Annotated in this window: 27 protein-coding genes and 1 riboswitch; of the genes, 18 read left to right on the top strand and 9 right to left on the bottom strand. The window is 63.5% G+C overall.

Annotated features, from left to right (window positions below; genetic code table 11):
- The first annotated feature begins 19 nt into the window (after window positions 1-19).
- The 3 genes from rplQ to bfr all read left to right on the top strand — a co-directional run bounded on the left by rplQ (window position 20) and on the right by bfr (window position 3406).
- A complete protein-coding gene (rplQ, locus tag CXP40_RS08620; RefSeq protein ID WP_003243945.1) occupies window positions 20-406 on the top strand; it encodes a 50S ribosomal protein L17 in 387 nt (128 codons plus the stop codon).
- 249 nt (window positions 407-655) lie between these two features.
- On the top strand, window positions 656-2806 hold the full coding sequence (gene katG, locus CXP40_RS08625) for a catalase/peroxidase HPI (protein WP_106733405.1): 2151 nt from the start codon (window positions 656-658) through the stop codon (window positions 2804-2806).
- 135 nt (window positions 2807-2941) lie between these two features.
- Window positions 2942-3406, top strand: coding sequence for a bacterioferritin (bfr, locus tag CXP40_RS08630; RefSeq protein ID WP_106733406.1), 465 nt, complete (start codon window positions 2942-2944; stop codon window positions 3404-3406).
- A gap of 46 nt (window positions 3407-3452) precedes the next feature.
- Here the strand turns inward: bfr and uvrA are convergent, their stop codons facing one another.
- A complete protein-coding gene (uvrA, locus tag CXP40_RS08635) occupies window positions 3453-6287 on the bottom strand; it encodes an excinuclease ABC subunit UvrA (protein ID WP_106733407.1) in 2835 nt (944 codons plus the stop codon).
- A gap of 291 nt (window positions 6288-6578) precedes the next feature.
- On the opposite strand from uvrA, the gene CXP40_RS08640 reads away from it, so the two are divergent.
- Genes CXP40_RS08640 through CXP40_RS08655 form a run of 4 tightly spaced genes read left to right on the top strand, consistent with a single transcriptional unit; the run spans window position 6579 to window position 10294 of the window.
- On the top strand, window positions 6579-7964 hold the full coding sequence (locus CXP40_RS08640; protein WP_106733408.1) for an MFS transporter: 1386 nt from the start codon (window positions 6579-6581) through the stop codon (window positions 7962-7964).
- An 18-nt stretch (window positions 7965-7982) separates the two neighbouring features.
- Window positions 7983-8474, top strand: a complete 492-nt coding sequence (locus tag CXP40_RS08645) for a single-stranded DNA-binding protein (RefSeq protein ID WP_003463262.1) — start codon at window positions 7983-7985, stop codon at window positions 8472-8474.
- Between the two features lie 19 nt (window positions 8475-8493).
- Window positions 8494-9378: a sugar nucleotide-binding protein gene (locus CXP40_RS08650; protein ID WP_099526276.1), complete on the top strand. Its 885-nt coding sequence runs from the start codon at window positions 8494-8496 to the stop codon at window positions 9376-9378.
- Entirely contained in the window at window positions 9371-10294 is a 924-nt protein-coding gene (locus tag CXP40_RS08655; RefSeq protein WP_106733409.1) for an NAD-dependent epimerase/dehydratase family protein, read from the top strand. Before CXP40_RS08650 ends, CXP40_RS08655 begins: the two co-directional genes overlap by 8 nt.
- Before the next feature lie 55 nt (window positions 10295-10349).
- Here the strand turns inward: CXP40_RS08655 and CXP40_RS08660 are convergent, their stop codons facing one another.
- Window positions 10350-11042 carry an OmpW family protein gene (locus CXP40_RS08660; RefSeq protein ID WP_106733410.1) on the bottom strand — a complete coding sequence of 231 codons (693 nt, stop codon included), beginning with the start codon at window positions 11040-11042 and terminating at the stop codon, window positions 10350-10352.
- Window positions 11043-11235: 193 nt separating this feature from the next.
- Here CXP40_RS08660 and CXP40_RS08665 point away from each other — a divergent pair, with 193 nt between their 5' ends.
- Genes CXP40_RS08665 through CXP40_RS08690 form a run of 6 tightly spaced genes read left to right on the top strand, consistent with a single transcriptional unit; the run spans window position 11236 to window position 16101 of the window.
- The gene (locus CXP40_RS08665) at window positions 11236-12009 is read left to right on the top strand and encodes a DUF3450 domain-containing protein (protein WP_099526279.1); all 774 of its coding nucleotides are present in this window, start codon (window positions 11236-11238) and stop codon (window positions 12007-12009) included.
- A complete protein-coding gene (locus CXP40_RS08670; protein WP_106733411.1) occupies window positions 12006-13355 on the top strand; it encodes a MotA/TolQ/ExbB proton channel family protein in 1350 nt (449 codons plus the stop codon). Before CXP40_RS08665 ends, CXP40_RS08670 begins: the two co-directional genes overlap by 4 nt.
- Window positions 13348-13896: a MotA/TolQ/ExbB proton channel family protein gene (locus CXP40_RS08675; protein WP_003463249.1), complete on the top strand. Its 549-nt coding sequence runs from the start codon at window positions 13348-13350 to the stop codon at window positions 13894-13896. Before CXP40_RS08670 ends, CXP40_RS08675 begins: the two co-directional genes overlap by 8 nt.
- Before the next feature lie 11 nt (window positions 13897-13907).
- On the top strand, window positions 13908-14318 hold the full coding sequence (locus tag CXP40_RS08680; protein WP_003463247.1) for a biopolymer transporter ExbD: 411 nt from the start codon (window positions 13908-13910) through the stop codon (window positions 14316-14318).
- Entirely contained in the window at window positions 14318-15001 is a 684-nt protein-coding gene (locus tag CXP40_RS08685; protein WP_106733412.1) for an energy transducer TonB, read from the top strand. Before CXP40_RS08680 ends, CXP40_RS08685 begins: the two co-directional genes overlap by 1 nt.
- 2 nt (window positions 15002-15003) lie before the next feature.
- The gene (locus CXP40_RS08690) at window positions 15004-16101 is read left to right on the top strand and encodes a tetratricopeptide repeat protein (protein ID WP_106733413.1); all 1098 of its coding nucleotides are present in this window, start codon (window positions 15004-15006) and stop codon (window positions 16099-16101) included.
- Window positions 16102-16253: 152 nt separating this feature from the next.
- Here the strand turns inward: CXP40_RS08690 and CXP40_RS08695 are convergent, their stop codons facing one another.
- From CXP40_RS08695 to CXP40_RS08710, 4 genes are all read right to left on the bottom strand, one after another.
- Window positions 16254-16775 (bottom strand): DUF3299 domain-containing protein, encoded by a 522-nt coding sequence (locus CXP40_RS08695; RefSeq protein WP_106733414.1) that lies wholly within the window; start codon window positions 16773-16775, stop codon window positions 16254-16256.
- 58 nt (window positions 16776-16833) lie between these two features.
- Window positions 16834-18240 (bottom strand): FtsX-like permease family protein, encoded by a 1407-nt coding sequence (locus CXP40_RS08700; protein ID WP_106733415.1) that lies wholly within the window; start codon window positions 18238-18240, stop codon window positions 16834-16836.
- 1 nt (window position 18241) lies between these two features.
- Window positions 18242-18949, bottom strand: coding sequence for an ABC transporter ATP-binding protein (locus CXP40_RS08705; protein WP_099526285.1), 708 nt, complete (start codon window positions 18947-18949; stop codon window positions 18242-18244).
- Between the two features lie 75 nt (window positions 18950-19024).
- Window positions 19025-19612 carry a DUF2796 domain-containing protein gene (locus tag CXP40_RS08710; protein WP_106733416.1) on the bottom strand — a complete coding sequence of 196 codons (588 nt, stop codon included), beginning with the start codon at window positions 19610-19612 and terminating at the stop codon, window positions 19025-19027.
- A gap of 113 nt (window positions 19613-19725) precedes the next feature.
- Between CXP40_RS08710 and CXP40_RS08715 the strand changes: the two genes are divergently transcribed.
- A complete protein-coding gene (locus CXP40_RS08715; protein ID WP_106733417.1) occupies window positions 19726-20067 on the top strand; it encodes a hypothetical protein in 342 nt (113 codons plus the stop codon).
- A gap of 232 nt (window positions 20068-20299) precedes the next feature.
- Here the strand turns inward: CXP40_RS08715 and trxA are convergent, their stop codons facing one another.
- Genes trxA through CXP40_RS08730 form a run of 3 tightly spaced genes read right to left on the bottom strand, consistent with a single transcriptional unit; the run spans window position 20300 to window position 22323 of the window.
- Window positions 20300-21172: a thioredoxin gene (gene trxA / locus CXP40_RS08720; RefSeq protein WP_106733418.1), complete on the bottom strand. Its 873-nt coding sequence runs from the start codon at window positions 21170-21172 to the stop codon at window positions 20300-20302.
- A gap of 54 nt (window positions 21173-21226) precedes the next feature.
- Window positions 21227-21886: a methyltransferase gene (locus CXP40_RS08725; RefSeq protein WP_106733419.1), complete on the bottom strand. Its 660-nt coding sequence runs from the start codon at window positions 21884-21886 to the stop codon at window positions 21227-21229.
- The gene (locus CXP40_RS08730; protein ID WP_099526290.1) at window positions 21883-22323 is read right to left on the bottom strand and encodes a hypothetical protein; all 441 of its coding nucleotides are present in this window, start codon (window positions 22321-22323) and stop codon (window positions 21883-21885) included. The genes CXP40_RS08725 and CXP40_RS08730 overlap by 4 nt, the downstream gene beginning before the upstream one ends.
- 143 nt (window positions 22324-22466) lie before the next feature.
- Here CXP40_RS08730 and nrdR point away from each other — a divergent pair, with 143 nt between their 5' ends.
- From nrdR to ribBA, 4 genes are all read left to right on the top strand, one after another.
- Window positions 22467-22934, top strand: a complete 468-nt coding sequence (gene nrdR / locus CXP40_RS08735; protein ID WP_003243991.1) for a transcriptional regulator NrdR — start codon at window positions 22467-22469, stop codon at window positions 22932-22934.
- Window positions 22931-24046: a bifunctional diaminohydroxyphosphoribosylaminopyrimidine deaminase/5-amino-6-(5-phosphoribosylamino)uracil reductase RibD gene (ribD, locus tag CXP40_RS08740; RefSeq protein ID WP_106733420.1), complete on the top strand. Its 1116-nt coding sequence runs from the start codon at window positions 22931-22933 to the stop codon at window positions 24044-24046. Before nrdR ends, ribD begins: the two co-directional genes overlap by 4 nt.
- A gap of 64 nt (window positions 24047-24110) precedes the next feature.
- Window positions 24111-24265, top strand: a riboswitch (FMN riboswitch).
- A gap of 126 nt (window positions 24266-24391) precedes the next feature.
- Window positions 24392-25054 (top strand): riboflavin synthase, encoded by a 663-nt coding sequence (locus tag CXP40_RS08745; RefSeq protein ID WP_106733421.1) that lies wholly within the window; start codon window positions 24392-24394, stop codon window positions 25052-25054.
- Window positions 25055-25066: 12 nt separating this feature from the next.
- A complete protein-coding gene (gene ribBA / locus CXP40_RS08750) occupies window positions 25067-26146 on the top strand; it encodes a bifunctional 3,4-dihydroxy-2-butanone-4-phosphate synthase/GTP cyclohydrolase II (RefSeq protein WP_106733422.1) in 1080 nt (359 codons plus the stop codon).
- Window positions 26147-26325 lie beyond the last annotated feature (179 nt).

Here is a 26325-nt window from a genome sequence, read left to right on the forward strand (position 1 = left end):
TTTGGTAAGGAATTGAACCATGCGTCATCGTAAAAGTGGCCGTCACCTCAGCCGCACCAGCGCTCACCGCAAGGCCATGTTCCAGAACATGGCGGTCTCGCTGTTCGAGCACGAGCTGATCAAAACTACCCTGCCGAAAGCCAAGGAACTGCGTCGCGTTGCCGAGCCGCTGATCACCCTGGCCAAGGAAGACAGCGTTGCCAACCGTCGTCTGGCTTTCGATCGTACTCGTTCGAAAGCTATCGTTGGCAAACTGTTCAACGATCTGGGCAAGCGCTACGCCACCCGTAACGGCGGCTACCTGCGCATCCTCAAGTGCGGTTTCCGCGCTGGTGACAATGCTCCGATGGCTTACGTTGAACTGGTCGACCGTCCGGTCGGCGGTTCGGTAGAAGCTGCCGAGTAAGTTGCTGGTTGTACAAGAAACCGGGCCTAGCGCCCGGTTTTTTGTTGCCTGAAATATCGCGCTCCGGGCCCGTTCTTGAGCGCCTGCTGCACAAACAGGGGTGTTGCCGAAGCGCTGCGTTTAGCAAAAGAAAATAACTATCGCGCCGTTACGCTTCATGCATTGGTTTGCCTGGTAAAGCCGGTCTAGTCTTGTTCCATCGTTGGTCGCACTCGTTGGGACCGACCCGATGAGGAGAAGGAGAGAATCATGTCGAACCAAGGTAAGTGTCCGTTCAACCATGTGGCCGGTGGCGGCACAGCCAACAAAGATTGGTGGCCGAATCAGCTGCGTGTGGACTTGCTGAATCAGCATTCGGACCGATCCAATCCGCTGGGCGAGAAATTCAACTACGCCGAAGCTTTCAAGAAACTCGACTACAAGGCCCTCAAGGCCGATCTGGTCAAACTCATGACCGACAGCCAGGACTGGTGGCCCGCTGACTTCGGGCATTACGGCCCGCAGTTCATCCGTATGGCCTGGCACTCTGCCGGTACCTACCGCACTACCGACGGCCGTGGCGGTGGCGGTCGTGGTCAGCAGCGTTTTGCGCCGCTCAACTCCTGGCCGGATAACGTCAACATCGACAAGTCGCGTCGCCTGCTGTGGCCGATCAAGCAGAAGTATGGCCAGTCGATTTCCTGGGCTGACCTGTACATCCTCGCCGGTAACGTTGCGCTGGAGTCCATGGGGTTCCGCACCTTCGGATTTGCCGGTGGCCGTGAAGATGTGTGGGAGCCGGATCAGGACGTGAACTGGGGCGCCGAAGTCGCCTGGCTGGGGGTCGACCCTAAGCGCGTCAATGACGATCGCGAGCTGACTGCGCCTTTCGGCGCTACTCACATGGGTCTGATCTACGTGAACCCGGAAGGTCCCAACGCTAGCGGCGACTATATGGCTGCAGCCAAGGATATTCGTGCCACGTTCTATCGCATGGCAATGGACGACGAAGAGATCGTCGCGTTGATCGCCGGCGGTCACACCTTCGGCAAATGCCACGGCGCAGCCCCTGAATCGCACAAGGGACCGGAGCCGGAAGGCGGGCCCATCGAAGCACAGGGCCTGGGCTGGACCAGTAACTTCGGCAGTGGCTCGGGCAAGGACACGGTGTCCAGTGGCCTGGAAGTGACCTGGACGAAGACACCGGCGCTGTGGAGTAACAACTTCTTCGAGAACCTGTTCAAGTTCGAATGGGAACTGACCAAATCGCCAGCTGGCGCCAAGCAGTGGGTGGCCAAGGACGCGCCGGAGATCATTCCAGACGCGCATGTGCCGGGAAAATTCCACAAACCGACCATGCTTACTACCGACCTCACCCTGCGCTTCGATCCAGAGTTCGGCAAGATTTCCAAGCGCTTCTATGAAGATCCGCAGTCCTTCGCCGATGCCTTCGCCCGTGCCTGGTACAAGCTGACTCACCGTGACATGGGGCCGAAAGCCCGCTACCTCGGCCCGGAAGTGCCGAAAGAGGACTTGATCTGGCAAGACCCGCTACCGGCTGCCACCCATAACCCAGGCGCTGCCGATATCGCCGATCTGAAAGCGAAGATCGCTACTTCGGGGATTTCGATCGGTGATCTGGTGTCCGTGGCCTGGGCTTCGGCCTCGACCTTCCGCGGTGGTGACAAGCGTGGTGGTGCCAATGGTGCGCGCCTGGCTCTGGCGCCGCAGAAAGATTGGGCGGCCAACCAGCGGGCAATCCAGGTGCTGCCGAAGCTGGTGGCAATCCAGCAGGCATCCGGCAAGGCTTCTCTGGCTGACGTGATCGTGCTGGCCGGCAATGTCGGTGTCGAGCTGGCCGCCAAGGCTGCCGGGGTCGCCGTAGACGTACCCTTCGCGCCGGGCCGTGTCGATGCGCGTCAGGATCAGACCGATGTCGAGTCCTTCGACGTGCTGGAGTCTGCTGCCGATGGTTTCCGTAACTTCAGCAAAGGCAATCTGGGCGTGCCCACCGAGGCAATGTTGATCGACAAGGCGCAGATGTTGACACTGACCGCACCGGAGCTGACTGCATTGGTCGGCGGCCTGCGTGTACTGGGCGCCAACCACGACGGCAGTCAGCATGGTGTGTTCACTGACAAGGTCGGTGTGCTGTCCAACGATTTCTTCGTCAACCTGCTGGATATGGGCACCGTATGGAAGGCCGCCGATGACAGCAACGAAGTCTTCGAGGGGCGTACACGCAAGGATGGCCAGGTGAAATATACGGCCACCCGTAACGACCTGGTGTTCGGCTCAAACTCGGTGCTGCGCGCCTACGCCGAGGTGTATGCCAGTGCTGACGGTAAGGAGAAGCTGGTCAAGGACTTCGTCGCCGCCTGGACCAAGGTGATGAACCTGGATCGTTTCGATCTGGCCTGAGCCTGAGTGGCGCACCAGCGGTGCGTCAGTAAACCGCAACGCCTCCCTCGTGGAGGCGTTGTGCTTTTGCTTGACCGAGCCGGGCGTCAGGCGGAGCATTACCAATTGCTCACGAATGCAACAAGGATTGCCGGCATGAAAGGCCATACCGAAGTCATCGACTATCTCAAGCATCTGCTCAAGGGCGAACTGGCTGCGCGCGACCAGTATTTCATCCATTCGCGGCTGTATGAGGACTGGGGGTTCAGCAAGCTCTACGAGCGCATCAACCACGAGATGGAAGAGGAAACCCAGCACGCCGATGCTCTACTCAAGCGCATCATCTTCCTCGAGGGTGTGCCGGACATGGCGCCCAATGCCTTCAAGTTCGGCCAGACCGTCCCAGAAGCACTGAAGCTCGATCTTGATCTGGAGTACGAAGTGCGAGCCGCCCTGAGCAAAGGCATCGAACTCTGCGAGAAACATCAGGATTATCAGAGCCGCGACATCCTCTTGCTGCAGCTCAAGGACACCGAGGAAGACCACGCCTACTGGCTGGAGATCCAGCTGCAGCTGATCGACAAGCTGGGTCTGGAGAAGTACCTGCAAAGCCAGATGTAAGCTGACTTGCCCAAAAAGAGCCCCGCATGTGCGGGGCTCTTTCGTTTCAGGCGCGGTCGCGTTCCAGCAGTGGTTTGAGGAAGTGCCCGGTATGCGAGGCCGGGTTGGCTGCAACATCCTCTGGTGTGCCGGTGGCGATGATCATGCCGCCCTTGGAGCCGCCTTCCGGGCCGAGATCCACCAGCCAGTCGGCCGTCTTGATCACGTCCAGGTTGTGCTCGATCACCACCACGGTATTGCCGTGGTCACGCAGGCGGTGCAGCACGTCCAGCAGTTGCTGGATATCGGCGAAGTGCAGGCCGGTGGTTGGCTCGTCGAGGATGTACAGGGTCTTGCCGGTATCGCGCTTGCTCAGCTCGCGACTCAGCTTGACCCGCTGCGCCTCACCGCCGGACAGGGTGGTCGCGCTCTGGCCCAGCTTGATATAGGACAGCCCGACGTCCATCAACGTCTGCAGCTTGCGGGCGATGGCCGGCACGGCGTCGAAGAAGGTGCGGGCCTCCTCGATGGTCATGTCCAGCACTTCGGTGATGCTCTTGCCCTTGTACTTCACTTCCAGGGTTTCGCGGTTGTAGCGCTTGCCCTTGCACACGTCGCAGGGCACGTAGATGTCCGGCAGGAAGTGCATCTCCACCTTGATCACGCCGTCGCCCTGGCACGCCTCACAGCGCCCGCCCTTGACGTTGAAGCTGAAGCGGCCTGGGCCATAACCGCGCGAGCGCGATTCCGGCACGCCGGCGAACAGCTCGCGAATCGGTGTGAACAGGCCGGTGTAGGTGGCCGGGTTGGAGCGTGGCGTACGGCCAATCGGGCTCTGGTCGATGTCGACCACCTTGTCCAGGTGCTGCAGGCCGTCGAAGGAGTCGTGCGCCGCCGCTTCCAGAGTAGTTGCACCGTTCAAGGCCGTAGCGGTCAGCGGGAACAGGGTGTTGTTGATCAGCGTCGACTTGCCCGAGCCGGATACACCGGTGACGCAGGTAAGCAGGCCCACCGGAATTTCCAGATCGACATTGCGCAGGTTGTTGCCCCGTGCGCCCTTGAGCTTGAGCAGTTTCTTCTTGTCACGCGGCGTGCGCTGCGCTGGATAACGGATCTTCTCGCGGCCTGACAGGTATTTGCCGGTCAACGAGTCGGGGTGATTCATCACCTCGTCCGGCGTGCCTTCGGCGACGATGCGTCCGCCGTGCACGCCGGCGCCCGGGCCGATATCGACCACGTAGTCGGCCATGCGAATGGCGTCTTCGTCGTGTTCGACCACGATCACCGTATTGCCCAGGCTGCGCAGGTGGTTGAGGGTGCCCAACAGGCGCTCGTTGTCGCGCTGGTGCAAGCCGATGGACGGTTCATCGAGGATGTACATCACGCCCACCAGGCCGGCGCCGATCTGGCTGGCCAGGCGGATGCGCTGCGCTTCGCCGCCGGACAGGGTGTCGGCGCTGCGATCCAGAGTCAGATAATCGAGGCCGACGTTGACCAGGAACTGCAGGCGCTCGCGGATTTCCTTGAGGATCTTTTCGGCGATCTCGCCGCGTCGTCCGGTCAGACGCAGATTGGCGACGTAATCGCAGGCATCGCCGACCGGCAGGCCGGTCACTGCCGGCAGAGTCTTCTCGCCGACCCAGACATGCCGCGCTTCGCGGCGCAGGCGGGTGCCCCGGCAGTCGGGGCAGGGCTGAGTGCTGAGGAACTTGGCCAGCTCCTCACGCACGCTGGCCGACTCGGTCTCGCGGTAGCGGCGTTCGAGGTTGGGAATGATGCCCTCGAAGGGATGCGAGCGTTTGACGATATCGCCGCGATCATTGAGGTACTTGAAGTCGACGCTCTGCGTGCCACTGCCGCTGAGGATGGCTTTCTGGTGTTCGGCGGCCAACTCGTCGAAGGGCTCTTCCAGGCTAAAGCCATAGTGCGCGGCCAGTGAGCCGAGCATCTGGAAGTAGTAGACATTGCGCCGGTCCCAACCGCGTATGGCGCCTTCGGCCAGAGTCAGCTCGCCGTTGACCAGGCGCTTGCCGTCGAAGAACTGCTTCACGCCCAGGCCGTCGCAGGTTGGGCAGGCGCCGGCCGGGTTGTTGAAGGAGAACAGCTTGGGTTCCAGCTCGCTGATCGAGTGGCCGCAGTGCGGGCAGGCGAAGCGCGCAGAGAAGATGATCTCGTCGCCTGGCTCATCATCCATGGGGGCGATCAGAGCGATGCCGTCGGCCAGGCCAAGCGCTGTCTCGAACGACTCGGCCAGGCGCTGCTGCAGGTCTTCACGGACCTTGAAGCGATCCACCACCACGTCGATGGAGTGCTTCTTCTGCTTGTCCAGCTTGGGCAGCTCGTCCAGTTCGAACAGCTTGCCGTTGACGCGGGCACGGACGAAGCCCTGCGCGCGCAGCTCCTCGAATACCGACAGATGCTCGCCCTTGCGCTCGCGGATCACCGGTGCCAGCAGCATCAGCTTGCGGCCTTCCGGCAGGGCCAGCACCTGGTCGACCATCTGACTGACGGTCTGCGCCTCCAGGGGCACATCGTGATCCGGGCAGCGCGGAATACCGGCGCGGGCATACAGCAGGCGCAGGTAATCGTAGATTTCGGTGATGGTGCCGACGGTCGAGCGCGGGTTGTGCGAGGTGGATTTCTGTTCGATGGAAATCGCCGGCGACAGGCCTTCGATGGTGTCGACATCGGGCTTTTCCATCATCGACAGGAACTGCCGGGCGTAAGCCGACAGCGACTCGACATAACGGCGCTGGCCTTCGGCGTACAGCGTGTCGAACGCCAGGGAAGATTTGCCGGAGCCGGACAGGCCGGTGATCACGATCAGCTTGTCACGCGGCAGGGTCAGGTCGATGTTCTTCAGGTTGTGGGTACGGGCCCCACGAATCAGAATCTTGTCCACTTAGGGAACCTCTAAAAGCTATCTGCGTTGCAAGCGCTGCGTTGAAAGCCGGCTCAGAATGCTCATTTACAGCTCGTAAACCCGGATGCGGGCCCAGTGCATTCTTCGCCTGCTTTCGCCTTGCGCTAGCTGCCTCGCTAACGCTTTTACAGGCTCCCTACAACGGCTTCGCTGGGCGGGCGGAAAACGGTCGAGTATAGGGCTTGCTGCTGCCCTGCGGCAAAGTGTGCGCCTGTGCCGAAACGATGGCGGCTGCTAGAATCGCCGGCTGATTTCCTCAGGGTTTATTCGATGCACGATTCGCACAGCGAGCGCATGAGTAGTAGCGAGACCCGCGCGGCCGGCGGCCTGGCTATGGTGTTCGCGTTTCGTATGCTGGGCATGTTCATGGTGCTGCCGGTGCTGGCCACCTACGGCATGGATCTGGCGGGCAGTACACCCGCGCTGATCGGCCTGGCCATCGGTGCCTATGGTTTGACCCAGGCTGTGCTGCAAATTCCCTTCGGCATGCTCAGTGATCGTATTGGCCGACGCCCGGTGATCTACGTCGGGTTGCTGATCTTCGCCGCTGGCAGCGTGCTGGCGGCCAATGCCGATTCGATCTGGGGCGTTATCGCCGGACGTGTGCTGCAGGGTGCTGGCGCGATTTCCGCGGCGGTGATGGCGCTGTTGTCCGATCTGACTCGCGAGCAACATCGCACCAAGGCCATGGCCATGATCGGCATGAGCATTGGCCTGTCGTTCGCTGTGGCCATGGTGGTCGGTCCGCTACTGACCCGCGCCTTCGGCCTGTCGGGTCTGTTCTGGGCAACGGCCGCGATGGCGTTACTCGGTATGCTGATCGTCGCCGGCATCGTGCCGAAAGATGCCGGCCCACTGCAGCATCGGGAGTCCGGCGTAGCGGCGCAGGCGCTGTGGCCGACGCTCAAGCACGCCGATTTGTTGCGTCTGGACTTCGCCATCCTGGCCTTGCATGCAGTGCTCATGGCCAGTTTCGTCGCCCTGCCGCTGGCGCTGGTGGAGCAGGGCGGGTTGGTCAAGGAGGAGCACTGGTGGGTGTATCTCACAGCGCTGCTGATCGGTTTCTTTGGCATGGTGCCCTTCATCATTTACGGCGAGAAAAAACGCCAGATGAAGCGCGTGCTGCTCGGCGCCGTCAGCGTATTGCTGGTCTGCGAGCTTTACTTTGCCTTCTTCGGCAGCAGTTTGCGTGCGCTGGTACTGGGCATCGTGGTGTTCTTCACCGCGTTCAACTTGCTCGAAGCCTCGCTGCCGTCGCTGGTCAGCAAGGTGGCGCCAGCTGGAGGCAAGGGCACGGCGATGGGGGTGTACTCCACCAGTCAGTTCCTCGGCGCGGCATTGGGCGGCATTCTTGGCGGTTGGCTGTATCAGCACGTTGGCCTTGGCGGTGTCTTCATCGGCTGCGCAGCGCTCTGTGCAATTTGGCTGGCTATTGCTGTTACTATGCGCGAACCGCCGTACGTGACCAGTTTGCGCCTGCCGCTCGATGCCGCGGCACTGGCCGATGTCGGACTGGTCGAACGCCTCAGGGCGACGCCGGGAGTGGCGGACGCCGTGGTGGTGGTCGATGAAGCGGCCATCTACATTAAAGTCGATACCCAACAAGTGGATCGCACGTCAATCGAGCGCCTGATCGCATCGGCGCCCGGGGCGTGAGGAGTCTAGGAGAACGTTATGGCCCGTGGGGTTAACAAAGTCATTCTGGTCGGTACCTGCGGCCAGGACCCGGAAACACGCTACCTGCCCAGCGGCAACGCGGTCACCAACCTGAGCCTGGCAACCAGCGAGCAGTGGACCGACAAGCAGACCGGGCAGAAGGTAGAAAAGACCGAGTGGCACCGCGTCGCCCTGTTCGGCAAAGTCGCCGAGATCGCCGGCGAGTACCTGCGCAAGGGTTCGCAGGTGTACATCGAAGGCAAGCTGCAGACCCGCGAGTGGGAAAAGGACGGCATCAAGCGCTACACCACCGAGATCATCGTCGACATGCAGGGCACCATGCAGCTGCTGGGCGGTCGTCCTAGCGGCGACGAAGGTGGCGCTCCGCGTCAATCGCGTCCGGCCCCGCAGCGTGAACCGCAGCAGGCTCCGCGCCAGGAGCGTCCGGCTCCGCAGCAGGCCCAGCCAGCGCCTGACTACGACAGCTTCGATGACGATATCCCGTTCTGATCTGAGCGGGCTCTAGCCTATGCGAATGCGCCTGATGCTGCTGGGCGGCGGTAGTGCCCTGGGGCAAGCGCTGATCCGTCTTGGCGCCGAGGAAGACATCGGCTTCCTCGCGCCTCGTCCGCCGGAAGACGGTTGGGATGCCGCCAGCCTGACTGAGCTGCTCGACGATACCCGCCCGGATGCACTGATCAACCTGGCTTACTACTTCGACTGGTTCCAGGCCGAGTCGGTGGCCGAGTCGCGCCTGCAAACGCAGGAGCGCGCTGTGGAGCGTCTGGCCGAGCTGTGTCAGCACCATTCCATCGTCTTGCTGCAGCCGTCCAGCTATCGGGTTTTCGATGGTTCGCGAATCACGGCTTACAGCGAGAAGGAAGAGCCGATCCCGCTCGGACTGCGCGGCCAGGCGCTGTGGCGTCTGGAGCAGAGCGTGCGGGCGATCTGTCCGCGTCATGTGCTGCTGCGCTTTGGCTGGCTGCTCGATGACAGTCGTGAAGGGCTGCTGGGGCGCTTTCTAGTACGTGCCGAGCGCGACGATGCCCTTTATCTCGCCGATGACCGGCGCGGCAACCCGACGCCAGTGGACGATGCCGCACGGGTGATTCTGGCCGTGCTCAAGCAACTCGATTGCGAGTCGCCGCTGTGGGGCACCTATCATTACGGTGGTCACGAGACCAGCACATCGCTGAGTCTGGGGCAGGCGGTGCTGAGCGAGGCGCGTCACTATCGCAGCAATCTGGTCGAGGACGTCGCGCCGCAGGCGCACGCTGCTCGCCCGGATGCAGCCGATGAACCGCAACACGCCGTGCTGGCCTGCAAGAAGATTCTTCACACCTTCGGCATCAAACCGCGCGCCTGGCGCTCTGGTCTGCCGAGCTTACTGGATCGTTACTATCGCCATGGCTGAATTTCTCGTAACGGGTGGTGCGGGTTTTATCGGTTCAAACCTGGTCGACGCCTTGCTGGCCGCTGGCCACGAAGTGCGCGTGCTGGACAATCTGTCCATGGGCAAGCGCAGCAACCTGCCGCTGGACAATCCGCGCTTGCGCTTCATTGAGGGCGATGTCGCTGATGCCGAAGTGGTCGCGCAGGCGGTCGCCGGTTGTGCAGGGGTAGCGCATCTGGCAGCGGTGGCGTCGGTGCAGGCCTCGGTGGATGACCCCGTGTCCACGCACCAGAGCAACTTCATCGGTACCCTGAATGTTTGCGAGGCCATGCGTCAGCATGGTGTGCGACGTGTGGTCTATGCCTCCAGCGCGGCTATTTACGGCAACAACGGCGAGGGCGTGGCAATCGACGAAGCCACTGCCAAGGCGCCGCTGACGCCTTACGCGTCCGACAAGCTGTCCGGCGAACACTATCTGGACTTCTACCGCCGTCAGCATGGCCTGGAACCGGCGGTGTTTCGTTTCTTCAATATCTTCGGCCCGCGCCAGGATCCGTCCTCGCCATACTCCGGGGTGATCAGCATCTTCACCCAGCGCGCGCAGCAGGGGCTGCCGATCAGCGTCTTCGGTGATGGTGAGCAGACCCGAGATTTCTTCTATGTTGGTGATCTGGTCGTGCTGTTGATGCAGGCGCTGCTCAACGATCAGGTGGTGAGTGATCCGGTCAACGTGGGGTGGAGTCAGGCGGTAAGCCTCAATCAATTGCTGGCGGAGATCGGCGCGCTTTGTGGCGGCTTGCCGCAGGTGACGCATTTGTCGGCCCGTGCCGGTGATATCCGCCACTCGCGTGCCGACAATGCGCGCTTGCAGGCTCATTACTGCATGCCGGAACAGACGCCGCTGCGTGAAGGATTGCGCCAACTGCTCGGTTTGTGAGTCGAGCCCATGAAAAAGCCGGCATGCGCCGGCTTTTTCATTTCTGCGAGGCTTATCAGAACTTGTAACCCAGGCCGACCATGTAGATGAAGGGGTCTACGTCCACATCAACCTTGGCGCGCACGCCGAGGGCGTTGTTGTCGACATAGGCAGTAGTGTCGATGTCGATGTAACGCACTTGGGCGTTGAGCATCAGGCTGTCGGTCAGCATGTAGTCGGCACCCACCTGCCAGGCCAGGCCCCAGGAGTTCTTGGCGCGGAAGTTGTCGAAGCCGTTGGCGCTGGCGGCGCTGCCGACGTGCTCGTCGAAAATCCAAGTGTAGTTGATGCCTGCTCCGACATAGGGCTGGAAGGCTGACTTGGCGTCCAGCGGGTAGTACACCAGGCTCAGGGTCGGCGGCAGGTGCTTGAGGCTGCCCAGCTTGCCATTGGCTGCATCGAGGACGGTGCCTTTGATCTTCACATCGTGCTCGAATGGGGTTGCCGCCAGCAACTCGATGCCCAGATTGTCGGTGAGCATGTAGGCGAAGTTCAGGCCCAGTTGGGTGTCACTGCTCATGGTTGCTTTGCCGCCCAGGTCGGTGCCGGCGAGGCCGCCGCGATCAACCTTGACGCTGGAGGAGTCGGCCTCCGGGTTGACGGTGATGGCGCCGGCACGGATGAGGATGTCGCCAGCCTGGTGGGCCTGGGCGACAGGGGCAGCGATGGCGAGGGCCAGCAGTGAGGCAGTGAACAGTGACTTGTACATAGCGAGCTCCAGTTCGAGTCGGTTGTGTGTCTTGGCTGAAATCAATGCTAAGCCAAGCAACAATTCACTTTTTGACCTGGCTCAATAGATCGACGGGCTCTGCTGCGGTGTTTTGTCCATTGCTTCGAATGCATCTGTAGATGATAATGTTTCTCTTTTTGAAGCAAGCCCGTCTGTCGAGGACCCTCTGCGCATGAATCGCTTCCCCCACCGTTCCCTGGTCGTGGCACTGATGTTGAGCAGCGGCTCGCTGCTCGCCGCGCCGCTGGATGCTGCGCTCGACGAAAGCCAGCGCCTGGCCGCCGAGGCGAAAGCCTCCCAGGGCCGTGTCGAACAGCTGGATGACGCCAGCCGTGAGATGCTCAATGAGTACCGAAATGCCTTGCAGCAGGCTGAGGCTTTGAAAGGTTATAACAGTCAACTTCGTGACCTGGTCGAAGCCCAGCGTCAGGAGCTGGCCAGTTATCAGAAGCAGCTCGATGGCATCGAACGCACCCAGGAAGCGGTAAGCCCGCAGATGGTCAAGATGGTTGAGGTGCTGGGTGAGTTCATCGCCGCCGATCTACCCTTCCTGCCCGAGGAACGTGAAGACCGTCTGGCTCAGCTGCAGGACCTGCTACCGCGCGCCGATGTCAGCCTGGCCGACAAATATCGCCGCATCCTCGAGGCTTACCAGATTGAAAGCGACTACGGTCGCACCCTGGAGGCCTGGCGTGGCGAACTGAACCAGGCCGATGGCGGCTCGCGTAGCGTCGAGTTCCTGCGCCTGGGCCGCAGCATGCTCTATTACCAGACCCTCGATGCCCACGAGAGCGGCTGGTGGAACCCGCAGACCAAGGCCTGGGAAGTGCTCGACGGCAGCGCGCGTCGTCCGCTGACCCAAGCTATCGCCATCGCCCGTCAGCAACAGGCGCCCGCCGTGCTGTCCCTGCCGATCAAGACCCTGGCCGAGGAGGCCGCACAATGAGTCGTCGTGTTGTAGCCGTATTGGCGCTCAGCCTGTTGCCGGCACTGGCCGCCGTGGCCGAAACCCTCAACCCCGATCAACTGCTGCAGCGCATCCGTAGCGAGCGCGCTGCCGAAGTCAGCGCCATGCAGGAGCGCGAGCAGGCGTTTCTCGCCAAACGTAGCGAGCAGGCGCAGTTGCTGGCTGCCGCACGTTCCGCGCTGAATACCCAGAAAGCCGAAAGCGAACGCCTCAAGGCCGAGTTCGACCGGCAGGAGGCCGAACTGGCCGAGCAGGAAAAACTGCTGGCACAGCGCGTTGGTCACCTCGGTGAGCTGTTTGGCGTGGTGCGCCAGAGCGCGGGTGATGTCGCCGGGCAATGGCAGGACAGTCTGCTCAACGCCCAGTATCCGGAGCGTCTGAAGCGCCTCAAAGCATTGGCCGAAAGCCGCTCGCTGCCGTCCGCTGACGATCTTGACGGCTACTGGATGCTGCTCCTCGAAGACCTGGCTGCCAGCGGCCGTATCGAGCGCCTGCAACTGCCGGTGGTGAGTGCCGATGGTTCGCGTCAGGAGCAGCAGGTACTGCGTGTTGGCGCCTTCGCTGTGTATGGCGAGGATGCCTTCCTGCGTTACGACGCCGATGCCGGGCAATTGGTGGCGCCGCCGCGTCAGCCATCCGGTCTGGGGCAGGTCAAGGACTACCTGAGCAGCACCGATGCGCTCGCCACGCTGCCCATCGATCCGAGCCGTGGCAGCCTGCTGGCGCAGCTGCAGCAGCAGCCGACTCTGTGGGACCGTCTGCAACAGGGTGGTCTGGTCGGCTGGGTGATCGTTGTGCTGGGTGCTTTCGGCCTGCTCCTCGCTGTGTGGCGCATGGTCTACTTGGCTCGCGTTGGTAGCGGCGTCAAGGCGCAGATGCACGACCTCAGTGCGCCGCGTAATGACAACCCACTAGGCCGCGTGATTGGTGTACTGGGCGCCAAGCCGCAACTGGCTGACCTGGAAACCCTGGAGCTGAAGCTCGACGAAGCGATCCTGCAGGAAACGCCGCCGCTGGAGAAAGGCCAGGGCCTGCTCAAGCTGCTGGCAGCCGTGGCACCGCTGCTCGGCCTGCTGGGCACCGTGACCGGCATGATCGTGACCTTCCAGGCCATCACCCAGAGCGGTGGCGGCGACTCGCGCCTGATGGCCGACGGTATCTCCCAGGCGTTGGTAACCACCGTGCTGGGCCTGGTGGTAGCCATTCCGCTGCTGTTCCTGCACAGCCTGCTGGCCAGCCGCAGCAAGGGCCTGATCCAGATTCTGGAACAGCAGAGCGCTGGTCTGATTGCCCTGCACCTGTCGGGAGCGCCGCGCCGTGACTGATCTGTTCGCCTTCTGGCTACGTGCAGTCGACAGTGCTCATGCACTGCTCGACTTCATGAGCGCTGGCGGCGTGGTGATGTGGGCGCTGGCGGTGCTCTGCGTGGTGTTCTGGACCCTGGTGTTCGAGCGTTTCTGGTACATGCGCAGGATTTTCCCGCGCTGGGTGCAGGAGCGCCGCGAGGCCTGGCAGCAGGTGCTGGCTGATGACAACGGCAACTGGCAGCGCGCCGTTCGCCTGGCCTGGCTGGCGCAGGCGCGTCAGCAACTGGCCGCGCCGCTGCGCCTGGGCAAGACCCTGGTGGCGCTGTATCCGCTGCTCGGCCTGCTCGGCACCGTGCTTGGCATGATCGCCGTATTCGATGTGCTCGCCCTCAACGGCACCGGTAACCCTCGCGGCATGGCCGCAGGCGTGTGGCAGGCGACCCTGCCGACCATGGCCGGCATGGTTCTGGCCATTCCTGGATTGTTCAGCCTGGCGCGCCTCGAACGCGAAGCCAGCCAGGCCATCGAGCGGCTGGCCGACCAGCTGCGTCACGACTGAGATCGCCCAACATGAGAATGCGTCGTCACCACCAGCAGGACGAAGACACCGGCATCGACCTCACGCCGATGCTCGACGTGGTCTTCATCATGCTGATCTTCTTCATCGTCACCAGCTCCTTCATTCGTGAGTCTGGCGTCGAAGTGCAGCGCCCGCAGGCGGAAACCGCCAGCCCGCAGGACAAGGGCAATATCCTCATTGCCGTCACCGCCGACGGGCAGATCTGGATGGACAAGCAGCCGGTGGACATCCGCAGCGTACGGGCGCATGTCGAGCGCATGCGCGTCGATCAGCCGGATGGTGCCGTGGTGGTGCAGGCCGATCAGGATGCGCGTACCGGCCTGGTGGTTCAGGTGATGGATCAGGCGCGTCTGGCCGGTGTGCAGGATGTCGCTCTGGCCGCCGGTAGCGGAGTCAACTGATGCGCCTGCCGCTGTCTTTTCTCGGCGCCTGCCTGATGGCCTTGGGGCTGTTCGCCCTGATGCTGTACATGGTCGCGCCACCGAGCGCCAAGGTGAGTCAGGAACCGGTCAGCGTGGCCAATTTCGTGCGCATGGACGGTAACGCCAGCGAGACCGCCAGCCGCACCCGTCAGCAGGCACCGCAGCCGCCGCAACCGCAGACGCCGCAGCCACCCACGCCACCGACGCCGCAAACGGCCACGCCGAATGCCAACCTGCCGGCGCTGGACATCCAACTGCCCAGCCTGGCCAGTGGTATTGCCGTCAACAGCGCGCCGGCACCGAGCTTGTCCGGTCTTGCACCGGGGGCTCCGGCACCGACGCCGCCGAGCGAGGCAGCCGAGTCCGGCGGGCAGATGGGCGGTATGGAGAGCGAAGTCATGCCGCTCAATGACGTGCGCCCGGATTACCCGCGTTACGCCCTGCAACGTGGCATTGAAGGCTTCGTCAAACTGGCGTTCACCATCAATCGTTCCGGCAACGTGGAGAACATCCGCGTGCTGGAAGCCAATCCACGTAACGTGTTCGAGCGCGAAGCGCGCCGTGCCGCCTCTCGCTGGCGCTTTGCGCCACGCATCGAGGGTGGCCTGGCAGTGGACCGCGAAGCGGTGAAGACCCTCTACTTCCGTCTGGAAAGGAGCTGACCATGTACCGTTGGTTGTTGCTCGTGATGCTCAGTGCTGCGGCCGTGCCTGGCATGGCTCAGCAGACCGTCGATCCGGCCGTGTTCAAGGCCCTGAACACGGCGCAGGTCGCGCAGCAGAAAGGCGACTATGCCGCCGCGCAGCGTGCACTCGATGATGTCCAGGCCAAGAGCGGCAGCCTCGAAGAGGCACTGGTCTGGCGTAGCAAGGCCTATGTGGCCTGGTCGGCCGGCAACAATGTTCAGGCCATTGAGTGGCTGGACAAGGCCGTGCGCAGCGGCAAGCTGGATGCGGAGATGCTGGCCGGCGAGCGTCTCAACCTGGCCAAGCTCAACCTGGGCGAGCGCCGCTATGCCAAGGTCGTCGAGCTTCTGGCGCCCGAGCAGGGCAAGGCTTCCGAAGAGGTGCTGCAGATCCTGGTGCAGGCCTACCAGGGCATGAACCAGCCGGCCAAGGCGCTGCCGCTGGCCGAGCGCTACGTGCAGGCCAATCCCAAGGCCGATGACATCTGGCTGCAGTTCCTGGTGGGGGCCAATGCCGACCTCAAGCGCTATGCCGAGGCCGAGCGCTGGCAGCGTCAGTTGCTCGCGCGCCAACCGAACGATGCCAAGGGCTGGCGCCAGCTGGCCGGCCTGCAGCAGATGGCTGGCAGCAATGACAAGGCACTGGCGACCCTGCGCGCTGCACATAGCAAGGGCCTGCGTTTCAGCGAGTCGGAGCTGGACAACCTGGTCCTGCTCGCCGGTGCCGCCGATCAGCCATGGCAGGGCGCCAAGCTGCTGGCCGGCATGCTCGACAGCGGCCTGCTGGCCAACACCGCCGCGCGTCAGGAGCGCCTGGGCCTGTTCTGGTGGCAGGCGCGTGATCGCGCTGCTGCGGTGCGCGTACTGCGCCCGCTGGCCGAGCGCAGCGGCAACGGCAAGCACTGGCTTTATGTCGCACAGCTGGAGCTGGAACAGTCGCGCTGGCAGGCTGGCCTGGATGCGCTGGCGCGTGCCGAACGTGGCGGTGCCGAGCGAGCCAAGGTGCGCTCCTGGCGGCAGTGGGCGGAAAGCGAGCTGCGCTTCGAGCGGGAGAACCGCGTCGCCAGTCGTAGCTGACGATGGCGATAGCTGAAAAAGCCAGACTCGATGTCTGGCTTTTTCTTGGGCGGGGTATTTGTAGGAGCGGCGGGCGGCGTTGCGATTTATCCGTGAATCTTTTCGCGGCTGAAGCCGCTCCTACAGCCACAGCTACGAATCCCTGGCAGGGGTCAGCTATCAGGCAATTCGTAGGCGTAGATCTTGTCCGCTTCCATCTGGTAGCCGACCTCCGCCAGCTCGCTGCTGACGTGTTCGACCTTCAGCGGGCCCTCCACCCAGAACGGTTGGTACAGCGCATCGAGCAGCACGCCCAGCTCGCTGGTGACGTGGACGATCTGGTTCGAGGGCGGTGGCGGCACGTGGATGCAGGCGCCAAAGTAGGGCACCAGCAGGAATTCCACCACGCGGCCTTCGTCGGTCACGTCCAGTGGCACGATATAACCGGGCAATTTCACGGCCTGGCCGTTGAGCTCCTTGACCACTGGTGCGGCCGGAGACTGTTGCATGGCTGCCGGGCCGGCTTCGGCCAGGGCGTCGGCCAATTGCGAGAGGTCGTGGATCGGCGCTGGGTTGATGACCTGCGGCGGAGCGTCCGATGGAATCAGCTCGGACCAGGTGAGTTCGCGCACATCAGCGGCGGCCAGCGGCAGTGCCAGGGTCAGCAGCAGAGTGGCGAGCAGGGGGCGGGACATGAGGAACCTCGTAATAAGAGCGCCTGCGCAGTGTACGCCAGGCACTCTCAACTTTCCCTCAGAGCCTGATCGACAGCCCATCGGCCAACGACTGCCGATAGGCCCGCCAGGCCGGTACGCTGCCCATCGCCACGGCCGCGGCGAGAATGCTGCCCAGCAGTTTCCACTCGTAGCTCGACGGTGCACTGAGTGCCAGGTACAGGCCGTAGTTGGCCTGTACGTAGCCCTGGCTGCCGGCGATACCGAGGTACAGCAGGGCCAGGCCGAGCACCACGCCGGCCAGCGCCAGGGCAAAGGCCTCGAGCACCAGCAGGCTGGCGATATGCCAGGGACGTGCGCCCACCGAGCGCAGGATGGCCATTTCCCGGCGGCGTTCGTTGAGGCTGGTGAGGATTGCCGTCAGCATGCCGATCAGACCGGTGAGCACGACGAACAGCGAGACCACGAACAGCGCCTGTTCGGCGGTGCCCATCAGGCTCCACAGTTCCTGCAGGGCGACGCCGGGCAGGATCGCCAGCAGCGGCTCGCCGCGAAACTCGTTGATCTCGCGTTGCAGGCTGAACGTCGCGATCTTGCTGTTGAGGCCGAGCATGAAGGCAGTGATCTGCTTGGGCTGCAGCGCCTGTCCACAAGCTACTGCGCTTGACGCTGCTGCGTTGAAAGCGGGCTCGGAATGCTCATTGAGACTCGACTCAACTGCGCTTCCTCGCCCGCTTTCGCCTTGCCCCGTCTGCGCTCGCGACGCTTGTGAACAGGCACTTGCCCACTCTCGCACCTGATCCGCGCTGATCTGCGCCGCGCCGCGTGCCGGCATGCCGTTCTGCCAATCGATATGCAGCGCCTCCATTCCGGCCAGGGAAATGTGCAGCGTGCGGTCGACCGGTGTGCCGGTGCGTTCGAGGATGCCGACCACGGTGAACGGCTTGTCGTCATGCTTGACCAGGCTGATGGTGGCGACGCCGTGTGCCAGAACGATGTTCTCGCCGAGGCCGTAGCCCAGCGCCTGGGCCACTTCCGCGCCGAGTACTACCTCGAACGGGTCGTCGGCAAACTCGCGGCCCTGGGCCAACTTCAGCGCCTGGCTGCGGGCGTAGCGGTAGTGCTCGAAATAGGCGGTGCTGGTGCCCATGACTCGATAGCCGCGGTGCGAGTCACCGAGGGAAATGGGGATAGCCCACTTCACCTGACGATGGTTGGCGAAGTGCTCGAAACTGTCCCAGCGGATGTTGTTGGTGGCGTTGCCGATGCGGAACACCGAGTAGAGCAGCAGGTTCACGCTGCCGGAGCGGGCGCCGACGATCAGGTCGGTGCCGCTGATGGTGTTGGCGAAGCTGGCGCGGGCTTCGGTACGTACACGCTCCACGGCCAGCAGCAGGCAGACCGAAAGGGCGATGGCGAATACCGTGAGCAGGGCGGTGAAACGGCGATTGGCCAGGCTGGCCAGGGCGATGCGGATCAGATGCATCTCAGGCCTCCTGCGGGCGCGTGGCGCGGTTGAGTTCGGCGAGCGACAGGTTGCGGTCGAACAGCGAAGCCAGGCTCTGATCGTGACTGACGAACAGCAGGCTGGCGCCGGCGGCGCGGCATTCGGCGAAGAGCAACTGCAGGAAGGCCTCGCGGGCGTCGAAGTCCAGCGCCGAGGTCGGCTCGTCGGCGATCACCAGCTCTGGTTGGCCGATCAGTGCGCGCGCGGCGGCGACCCGCTGTTGCTGGCCGATGGACAGTTCGTCGGCGCGGCGGCCGAGCAGGTCTGCGCGCAGGCCGAGATGGTCGAGCAGCGCTGCTGCGGCGGCATCGATGCTGCCGTGACGCTGGCGCGCGCGTTCGGCGCGCAGGCGCGAGAAGCGGCAGGGCAGCTCGACGTTCTCGCGCACAGAAAGAAATGGCAGCAGGTTGAACTGCTGGAAGATGTAGCCAGTGTGGTCGACGCGAAAACGGTCGCGGGCACCGGCGGAGAGTTGGCCGAGGTCCTGGCCGAGCAGGCGGATATGGCCGCTTTGCGCACGTTGTACGCCGCCTAGCAGGCCGAGCAAGGTGGTTTTGCCGCTGCCACTTGGGCCTTTGAGAAACAGGGTTTCACCGCGTGCCAGGGTGAAGGCGGGGATATCCAGCAGCTGCGCCTGGCCGGGCCAGGCGAAGCCGAGATTGGCGAGTTCGATCAGAGGTTCGGTCATTGTCTGCAGCGTGTCGGGAGAAGGCGTTTATTGCCGGAGCGAGGGGCGCTCACTCCGGCAATTAGACGTGGCAGGTCAGAAGCTCAAGCGTGGCTGTGCTGGCGTCAGTTCCACGCCCTGCTGACCATTCGGGCCGATCAGTTGTACCTGAATCTTCTCGGTGGCGGGGAAGCGTTTGAACAGTTCGGCGAGATCCAACTGTTTCAATTCGTTGGCCTTGGCGCATTCGAAGCGATAGTGCGCATGGATGTCGCTGTGCTCGCCTTCGTGATCGTGATCGTGATCGTGATCGTGATCGTGATCGTGGTCAGCGTCGCCGAACAGTGGGCTTTCCAGTTCGACCTGGGTGGCCTTGCAATCGCCGCTGTTCAGGGCGAACAGGCTGATGGGCTGCTCCAGTTCACGCTTGGCGGCGGCGACCTTGGCCTTGTCGGCATCGCTCTTGGCGGCATGTTCGAAGCCCACCAGGTTCATTGCCGGGCTTTCGAGCTGCAGCTCCAGCAGGTTGCCGTCCAGTGCTGCGTTGAGGCTGGCGACGCCGTGTTCGTGGGCACCCAGGCTGTCGTGGGAATGTTCGTGGTCGTGATCATGGCCGTGTTCATGGGCCTGGGCGGCGACCAGGGGCAGCAGGGCGAAGGGCAGGGCGAGCAGCAGGTGGCGCATGGGTGTCTCCAGCTTGGGTGCGAGTTAACTGTTACGTTATAACAACTTTCGTGGCGAACTGGCCAGCCTGACGCTGTCATGGGAGCATGCAAGATCCTGACTGGAGGCTGAACATGGTGCGAATACGTGGGCGCATTGGCGACTGGCCGGTGGATCTGACGCTGGAGCTGGATGCCGAGGACTGGACGCAACTGGCGCAGCATGTAGCTGTTACGCCGACACCCAGCGTCGCTGCAGCGACTGCCGCAGCTGACGCGGGTGATGCGCTGTGGCAGACCGCGCTGCAACTGGTGCGCGATGCAGGACAGGTGGAAGGGCCGAAGCTGATGGCGCAACTGGCCGCGCTGGCCGGGGGGGAGGTTGCAGGCAAGCGCTTGTTGGTGCGTTTGCGTCATTGCGAGCAGATCCGCATGGAAACCGGCGCGGACGCGCCGATCTATCACTGGCAGGAGTAGTCGCTCAGGGTGTCGTGGGACAGCTCTGCTGTGAGCAGCGAAACATGAGCGGTTTCATCGGAGGTGCGCACGGCCTAGGCGGCCCCGCGACACCCTACAAAGGCCATCCGTGTCAGGCCGGAGCCTTATCTGTGTCGCCGTAGAGTGCGCCGCGCGCACCGAGCTCACCTGCTTGAGCTGGCGAGCCGATGCGCAAGGCGCGCCCCACGGCGAGCGCGATCCAACGCTGGAATCAGTAGATCGCCTGATACAGCTTGCGGCGGTAGGTGGTGACCAGCGGGTGATCGCCGCCGAGCAGGTCGAACACTTGCAGCAGGGTCTTGTGCGGCAGGCCTTCGCTGTAGCTGCGATTACGCACGAACAGCTTGAGCAGGCCGTCCAGCGCCGCTTCGTACTGCTGGCGCGCCAGTTGTTGCACGGCCAGTTGATAGAGCGCCTCGTCGTCCTCTGCGTTCTGCGCCAGGCGGCTTTTCAGCGTGGCTGCGTCTGGCAGGTCGGCGGCCTGACGCAGGAAGGTCAATTGCGCCTTGGCACCGGCCAGTGCCTGCTTGTGCTCGTCATTCTTGACGGCGTTGAGCACAGTTTCCGCCTCGCCCAACTCGCCGCGCTCGGCCAGGCAGCGCGCGTAGAGGATCAGCGCGGCAGCATTTTCGTTGTCTTCGGTCAGCACCTGCTTGAGCAGTGTTTCGGTATCGGCAAAACGGCCTTCGGCGAACAGCGCCTGAGCGGCCTCCATCGGGTCGGCGGCGGTAGGAGCCGGTTCAGTGACATGAGGCTTGAGCATCTCGCGGATCGCCGCTTCCGGCTGGGCACCGGCGAAGCCATCCACCGGCTGACCGTCCTTGAACAACACCACTGTGGGCAGGCTGCGAATGCCGAAACGCATGACGATATCCTGCTCGATATCGCAGTTGACCTTGGCCAGCAGCAGCTCACCGGCATATTCCTCGGTGATCTTCGCCAGCATTGGCATCAGCGCCTTGCACGGCGCGCACCACTCGGCCCAGAAGTCCACCAGCACCGGTTTGTGGAAGGAGTTCTCGATCACCAGTTGCTCGAAGCTGGCGGCGCCGGAGATGTCGAAGATGTAGGGGGAGTCGCTCATGGTCGGTCTCGAAAAGCAGGGCAATGTTCTATTAATGCGGGCAGCAGCGCGCGGTTACAAGGGGCGCGCGGCGTGATACAGGCTGACTTCGCGGAATTCCGCCGGTTCGGCCAGGTCCGGCCAGGTGCAGCCATCGAGCAGCGCCAGGCGTTGATAGAGTGGATGCTGAAAGTCCTTGACCCGCGAATCGGCCACCAGTGCCTGACGCCCGCGGCTGAGAAAATGATCGAGCAGCGGCAGATTGGCGCGATCGTAGAGCACGTCGGCGACCAGAATCAGGTCGTAGCGATCCGCTTCGGCGAAGAAATCGTCCGAGTAGTTCAGCGTCACACCGTTGAGTGCGGCGTTGGCGCGGCTGGCGGCCAGCGCCAGTGGGTCGAGGTCGCAGGCCACCACTTCTGCCGCACCCGCCTTGGCCGCGGCGATGGCCGCTACGCCGGAACCAGCGCCGAAATCCAGTACGCGCTTGCCGCGTACCCATTCGGGGCGCTCGGCCAGCCAGCGTGCCAGCACCAGGCCGCTGGCCCAGCAGAAGCACCAGTAGGGCGGCTCTTCGAGGATGCGCCTGGTTTCCTCAGGGTTGAAGGCGCGTTCCATGTTGCTGGCATCGATCAGCCACAGGGCGATATCTGTACCGGGTAGTGTTTCGGCCACCAGGCGGGCATCGCCGAGTAATTCGCTGAGCGCGTGCTGCAGCGGTACGGGTGGCCTCATGGCGCCGGCACCAGGTGCAGCGGGCCAAGGTCCTGGTCGTTCAGTTCGGCGATGGTGCGTGCCGGCAAGCGCTGTACCAGGCGTCCGGATTGACTGACGCGGCCGCGCAGTTCCAGGCGCAGATCCTGAGGCGCCTGCTGCGTGTTCAGTGGCAGATGGAACGGCAGCGCTTCGCCGTCGCCACGCAGATGAACCTGGCCAAGCAAGGCACGCGGGCGACCGCGCATGTCTACGCCCAATAATGCGAGGTCGACATCGGCGCCTGCGGCGACGCCAAGCAATTCGCCGCGCAGGCCTGGGCCCTGGATCGGTGCAGCGATGGGTTCTGCCTGCGCAGGTGCTGGAGTGGGTGGCGGCGCAGTGCTCGTGGGCTCGCCGGCGCAGGCCGCAAGCAGGCCGCTCAGGGCAATGGGTAGAAGGGGCAGATATCGATTCATGGCAGGTTCTGCTTTTGACGGGGCATGGGCATAGCTTAATTTGTCTTGCCGCCGTAAGCAGGCGATCTCAAGGCTCCTTACATTTTTCAATGGCGTGCTATGCGCTACCATGGCGACTTTGCCGCCATTCGTCAGCCCTCACCATGCATTGTCCGTTCTGCGCTGCCAACGACACCAAGGTCATCGATTCCCGTCTGGTCGCCGAGGGCGACCAGGTCCGCCGCCGCCGCGAATGCGTGGCCTGCGGTGAGCGCTTCACCACCTTCGAAACCGCCGAGCTGGTGATGCCGCGCCTGATCAAGCAGGACGGTAGCCGCCAGCCTTTCGACGAAGAAAAGCTGCGCGCCGGCATGCAGCGCGCGCTGGAAAAACGCCCGGTGAGCGTCGAGCGCCTGGAGGAAGCCATCGCCCGTATCAAGCAGCAACTGCGCGCCACTGGCGAGCGCGAGGTGAAGTCGCTGGTGCTGGGTGAGTTGGTGATGACCGAACTGAGCAAGCTCGACGAGGTGGCCTACATCCGCTTCGCCTCGGTCTACCGCCGTTTTCAGGACCTCAACGAATTCCGCGAGGAAATCGAACGCCTGGCCCGCGAGCCGTCGAAAAGCCGATGAGCGAACGCGACCAATTCTTCATGGCGCGCGCCCTGCGGCTGGCGCGCAAAGGCGTGTACTCCACCCATCCCAATCCACGAGTCGGCTGCGTCATCGTGCGTGATGGCGAGATCGTCGGCGAAGGCTGGCATGCCCGTGCCGGTGAGCCGCACGCCGAGGTGCACGCACTGCGCCAGGCCGGCGACAAGGCGCGTGGCGCAACGGCGTACGTGACACTGGAGCCCTGCAGCCATCATGGGCGCACGCCGCCTTGCGCCGATGCGCTGGTCGCCGCCGGGGTCAGTCGGGTCGTTGCGGCGATGCAGGACCCCAACCCGCAGGTGGCCGGCAGTGGCCTGCTACGCCTGGCCCAAGCCGGTATCGAGGTCGCCAGTGGCGTGCTGGAAAGCGAGGCGCGAGCGCTCAATGCCGGTTTCATCAAGCGCATGGAGAGCGGGTTGCCGTTCGTGCGGGTCAAGTCGGCGATGAGCCTGGATGGCCGCACTGCCATGGCCAGCGGTGAGAGCCAGTGGATCACTGGTCCGGCGGCGCGCGCTGAGGTGCAGCGTTTACGCGCGCAGTCCAGCGTGGTGCTCAGTGGTGCCGACACCGTGCTGGCGGACGACGCCCGGCTGACGGTGCGTCCCGACGAGCTGGGGTTGGGGGTCGAAGCCACTTTCATGGCTGCTTCGCGACCACCGCTGCGGGTATTGGTCGATGGTCGTCTACGCGTGCCGCTGAGCAAAGCCTTCTTCCAGGCCGGTCCGGCGCTGGTGGCCACCTGTGCGGCTGCCGCCGCCCGTGATCGCTATCTGGCCGATGGTCACGAACTGCTCGCCGTGCCGGGCAGCAATGGTCACGTCGACTTGCGCAAGTTGCTGCTGGAACTGGCCGGCCGTGGCGTCAACGAAGTGCTGGTGGAAGCCGGGCCGCGTCTGGCCGGCGCTTTCGCCCGTTCCGGTTTGGTGGACGAGTACCGTATCTTCGTCGCGCCCAAGCTGCTCGGCTCCAGTGCGCGGCCGCTGTTCGAATTGCCGCTCAACCGGATGGCCGAAGCGCCGGAGTTGCAGATTCTCGATATTCGCGCCGTCGGCGACGACTGGCAGATCACCGCGGTGCCCAAGGCCAGATAGCGCACGGGCCATGCGTCGCGGCGAGAAATGTGATAAAACGCCACGCGGTCATTTCACATGGCCGCAACGTTCTCAGGGCGGGGCGAAATTCCCCACCGGCGGTGATGGTTCGTAGAACCTAGCCCGCGAGCGCTCGCCACGGCACCTGCCAGGCGAGGTCCAGCAGACCCGGTGTGATTCCGGGGCCGACGGTATAGTCCGGATAAAGAGAGAGCGGGATTCCCTCCACGGGCGCCTAGTGCGTGTCCGCGAAATCCCTATCGATCGGCATTGCCCTGTTTTTGACCAAAACAGGAGTTCGTCCATGCTGTTCAGCACCATCTTCAACGTGAAACCGGAGGGCTTATGTTCACCGGCATAATCGAAGCCATCGGCAGTATCCGCGCCATGACGCCGAAAGGCGGCGACGTGCGCGTTTACGTGGCCACCGGAAAACTCGACCTGGGCGACGTCAAGCTCGGCGACAGCATCGCCGTCAACGGCATCTGTCTGACCGCCGTGGAACTGCCCGGCGACGGCTTCTGGGCTGACGTCAGCCGCGAGACGCTGGCGCGCACCGCCTTCGTTGACCTCAAGCCCGGCAGCGCGGTCAATCTGGAAAAGGCCCTGACGCCCACCAGTCGCCTCGGCGGCCATCTGGTCAGCGGCCACGTCGACGGTGTCGGCGAGATCGTCTCGCGCGCCGATAACGCTCGCGCCGTGCAGTTCACGGTGCGCGCCCCGCGCGAGCTGGCCAAGTACATCGCGCACAAGGGTTCGATCACCGTCGATGGCACCAGCCTGACGGTCAACGCGGTCAATGGCGCCGAGTTCGAACTGACCATCGTGCCGCACACCCTGGCCGAGACCATCATGGTCGACTACCAGGCCGGGCGTAAGGTCAACCTCGAGGTCGACCTGCTGGCGCGTTACCTGGAGCGCCTGCTGCTCGGCGACAAGGCCGCAGAGCCCAAGGCCTCGGGCCTCACCGAAAGCTTTCTCGCCGAACACGGCTACCTGAAGAATTGAGGAGACGCCCCGATGGCGCTCAATACCGCTGAAGAACTGATCGAAGACATCCGCGCCGGCAAGATGGTCATCCTCATGGATGACGAGGACCGCGAGAACGAAGGCGACATCATCATCGCCTCCGAATGCGTCACCGCCGAGCACATCAACTTCATGGCCCGCTTCGCCCGTGGCCTGATCTGTATGCCCATGACCCGCGAGCGCTGCGAACTGCTCAAGCTGCCGCTGATGGCGCCGCGCAACGGTTCCGGTTTCGGCACCAAGTTCACCGTCTCCATCGAGGCGGCCGAAGGTGTGACCACCGGCATTTCCGCCGCCGACCGCGCGCGCACCGTGCAGGCTGCCGTAGCGCGCAATGCGGTGGCCGAGGATATCGTCAGCCCTGGCCACATCTTCCCGCTGATGGCCCAGCCCGGCGGTGTGCTGGCCCGTGCCGGCCACACCGAAGCCGCTTGCGACCTGGCGCGCATGGGCGGTTTCGAACCGAGTGGGGTGATCTGCGAGATCATGAACGACGACGGCACCATGGCCCGTCGTCCGGAGCTGGAAAAGTTCGCTGAAGAGCACGGTCTGAAGATTGGCACCATTGCCGACCTGATCCACTACCGCCTGATCCACGAGCGCACCGTCGAGCGCATCAGCGAGCAGCCGCTGGACACCGAGTTGGGTCAGTTCAATCTGGTGACCTACCGTGACGGCGTCGAGGACACCGCACACATGGCGCTGACCCTGGGCACCATCTGCGCCGAAGAGCCGACCCTGGTGCGCGTGCACAACATGGACCCGCTGCGCGACCTGTTCATGGTCAACCAGCCGGGCCGCTGGAGCATGCGTGCTGCCATGGCGGAAGTGGCCAAGGCCGGTAGCGGCGTGGTGCTGCTGCTCGGCAATCCGCTGACCGGGCCGGAGCTGCTGGCACTGATCAGCCGCCAGCAGCCAGCCAACCCGGCGACCTACAGCACCGTGGGTGCGGGCTCGCAGATTCTGCGTGATCTTGGCGTGCGCAAGATGCGTCTGATGAGCTCGCCGATGAAGTTCAACGCGATATCCGGCTTCGATCTCGAAGTTGTAGAATACCTGCCGGCTGATTAAAAGCGGCCCGAAGGGCCAAAGCTGATGACCCTCTCCCATTTATGGGAGAGGGTGCCCGTAGGGCGGGAGAGGGTGTTGTGGCCAACGCCTAACCCTCTCCCTACGCGGGCCGCCCCAACCCCTCTCCCGCAAGCGGGAGAGGGGAGCAAAGCCAGCTCCCTAGGGAGCACGAATTTTAT

This window comes from Pseudomonas sp. YY-1 (assembly GCF_002843095.1).
Taxonomy (GTDB): domain Bacteria; phylum Pseudomonadota; class Gammaproteobacteria; order Pseudomonadales; family Pseudomonadaceae; genus Aquipseudomonas; species Aquipseudomonas sediminis_A.

Coding starts and splice junctions, on each gene's coding strand:
- rplQ (WP_003243945.1), top strand. CDS start 20: ATGCGTCATCGTAAAAGTGGCCGTCACCTCAGCCGCACCAGCGCTCAC.
- katG (WP_106733405.1), top strand. CDS start 656: ATGTCGAACCAAGGTAAGTGTCCGTTCAACCATGTGGCCGGTGGCGGC.
- bfr (WP_106733406.1), top strand. CDS start 2,942: ATGAAAGGCCATACCGAAGTCATCGACTATCTCAAGCATCTGCTCAAG.
- CXP40_RS08640 (WP_106733408.1), top strand. CDS start 6,579: ATGCACGATTCGCACAGCGAGCGCATGAGTAGTAGCGAGACCCGCGCG.
- CXP40_RS08645 (WP_003463262.1), top strand. CDS start 7,983: ATGGCCCGTGGGGTTAACAAAGTCATTCTGGTCGGTACCTGCGGCCAG.
- CXP40_RS08650 (WP_099526276.1), top strand. CDS start 8,494: ATGCGAATGCGCCTGATGCTGCTGGGCGGCGGTAGTGCCCTGGGGCAA.
- CXP40_RS08655 (WP_106733409.1), top strand. CDS start 9,371: ATGGCTGAATTTCTCGTAACGGGTGGTGCGGGTTTTATCGGTTCAAAC.
- CXP40_RS08660 (WP_106733410.1), bottom strand. CDS start 11,042: ATGTACAAGTCACTGTTCACTGCCTCACTGCTGGCCCTCGCCATCGCT.
- CXP40_RS08665 (WP_099526279.1), top strand. CDS start 11,236: ATGAATCGCTTCCCCCACCGTTCCCTGGTCGTGGCACTGATGTTGAGC.
- CXP40_RS08670 (WP_106733411.1), top strand. CDS start 12,006: ATGAGTCGTCGTGTTGTAGCCGTATTGGCGCTCAGCCTGTTGCCGGCA.
- CXP40_RS08680 (WP_003463247.1), top strand. CDS start 13,908: ATGAGAATGCGTCGTCACCACCAGCAGGACGAAGACACCGGCATCGAC.
- CXP40_RS08685 (WP_106733412.1), top strand. CDS start 14,318: ATGCGCCTGCCGCTGTCTTTTCTCGGCGCCTGCCTGATGGCCTTGGGG.
- CXP40_RS08690 (WP_106733413.1), top strand. CDS start 15,004: ATGTACCGTTGGTTGTTGCTCGTGATGCTCAGTGCTGCGGCCGTGCCT.
- CXP40_RS08695 (WP_106733414.1), bottom strand. CDS start 16,775: ATGTCCCGCCCCCTGCTCGCCACTCTGCTGCTGACCCTGGCACTGCCG.
- CXP40_RS08700 (WP_106733415.1), bottom strand. CDS start 18,240: ATGCATCTGATCCGCATCGCCCTGGCCAGCCTGGCCAATCGCCGTTTC.
- CXP40_RS08705 (WP_099526285.1), bottom strand. CDS start 18,949: ATGACCGAACCTCTGATCGAACTCGCCAATCTCGGCTTCGCCTGGCCC.
- CXP40_RS08710 (WP_106733416.1), bottom strand. CDS start 19,612: ATGCGCCACCTGCTGCTCGCCCTGCCCTTCGCCCTGCTGCCCCTGGTC.
- CXP40_RS08715 (WP_106733417.1), top strand. CDS start 19,726: ATGGTGCGAATACGTGGGCGCATTGGCGACTGGCCGGTGGATCTGACG.
- trxA (WP_106733418.1), bottom strand. CDS start 21,172: ATGAGCGACTCCCCCTACATCTTCGACATCTCCGGCGCCGCCAGCTTC.
- CXP40_RS08725 (WP_106733419.1), bottom strand. CDS start 21,886: ATGAGGCCACCCGTACCGCTGCAGCACGCGCTCAGCGAATTACTCGGC.
- CXP40_RS08730 (WP_099526290.1), bottom strand. CDS start 22,323: ATGAATCGATATCTGCCCCTTCTACCCATTGCCCTGAGCGGCCTGCTT.
- nrdR (WP_003243991.1), top strand. CDS start 22,467: ATGCATTGTCCGTTCTGCGCTGCCAACGACACCAAGGTCATCGATTCC.
- ribD (WP_106733420.1), top strand. CDS start 22,931: ATGAGCGAACGCGACCAATTCTTCATGGCGCGCGCCCTGCGGCTGGCG.
- CXP40_RS08745 (WP_106733421.1), top strand. CDS start 24,392: ATGTTCACCGGCATAATCGAAGCCATCGGCAGTATCCGCGCCATGACG.
- ribBA (WP_106733422.1), top strand. CDS start 25,067: ATGGCGCTCAATACCGCTGAAGAACTGATCGAAGACATCCGCGCCGGC.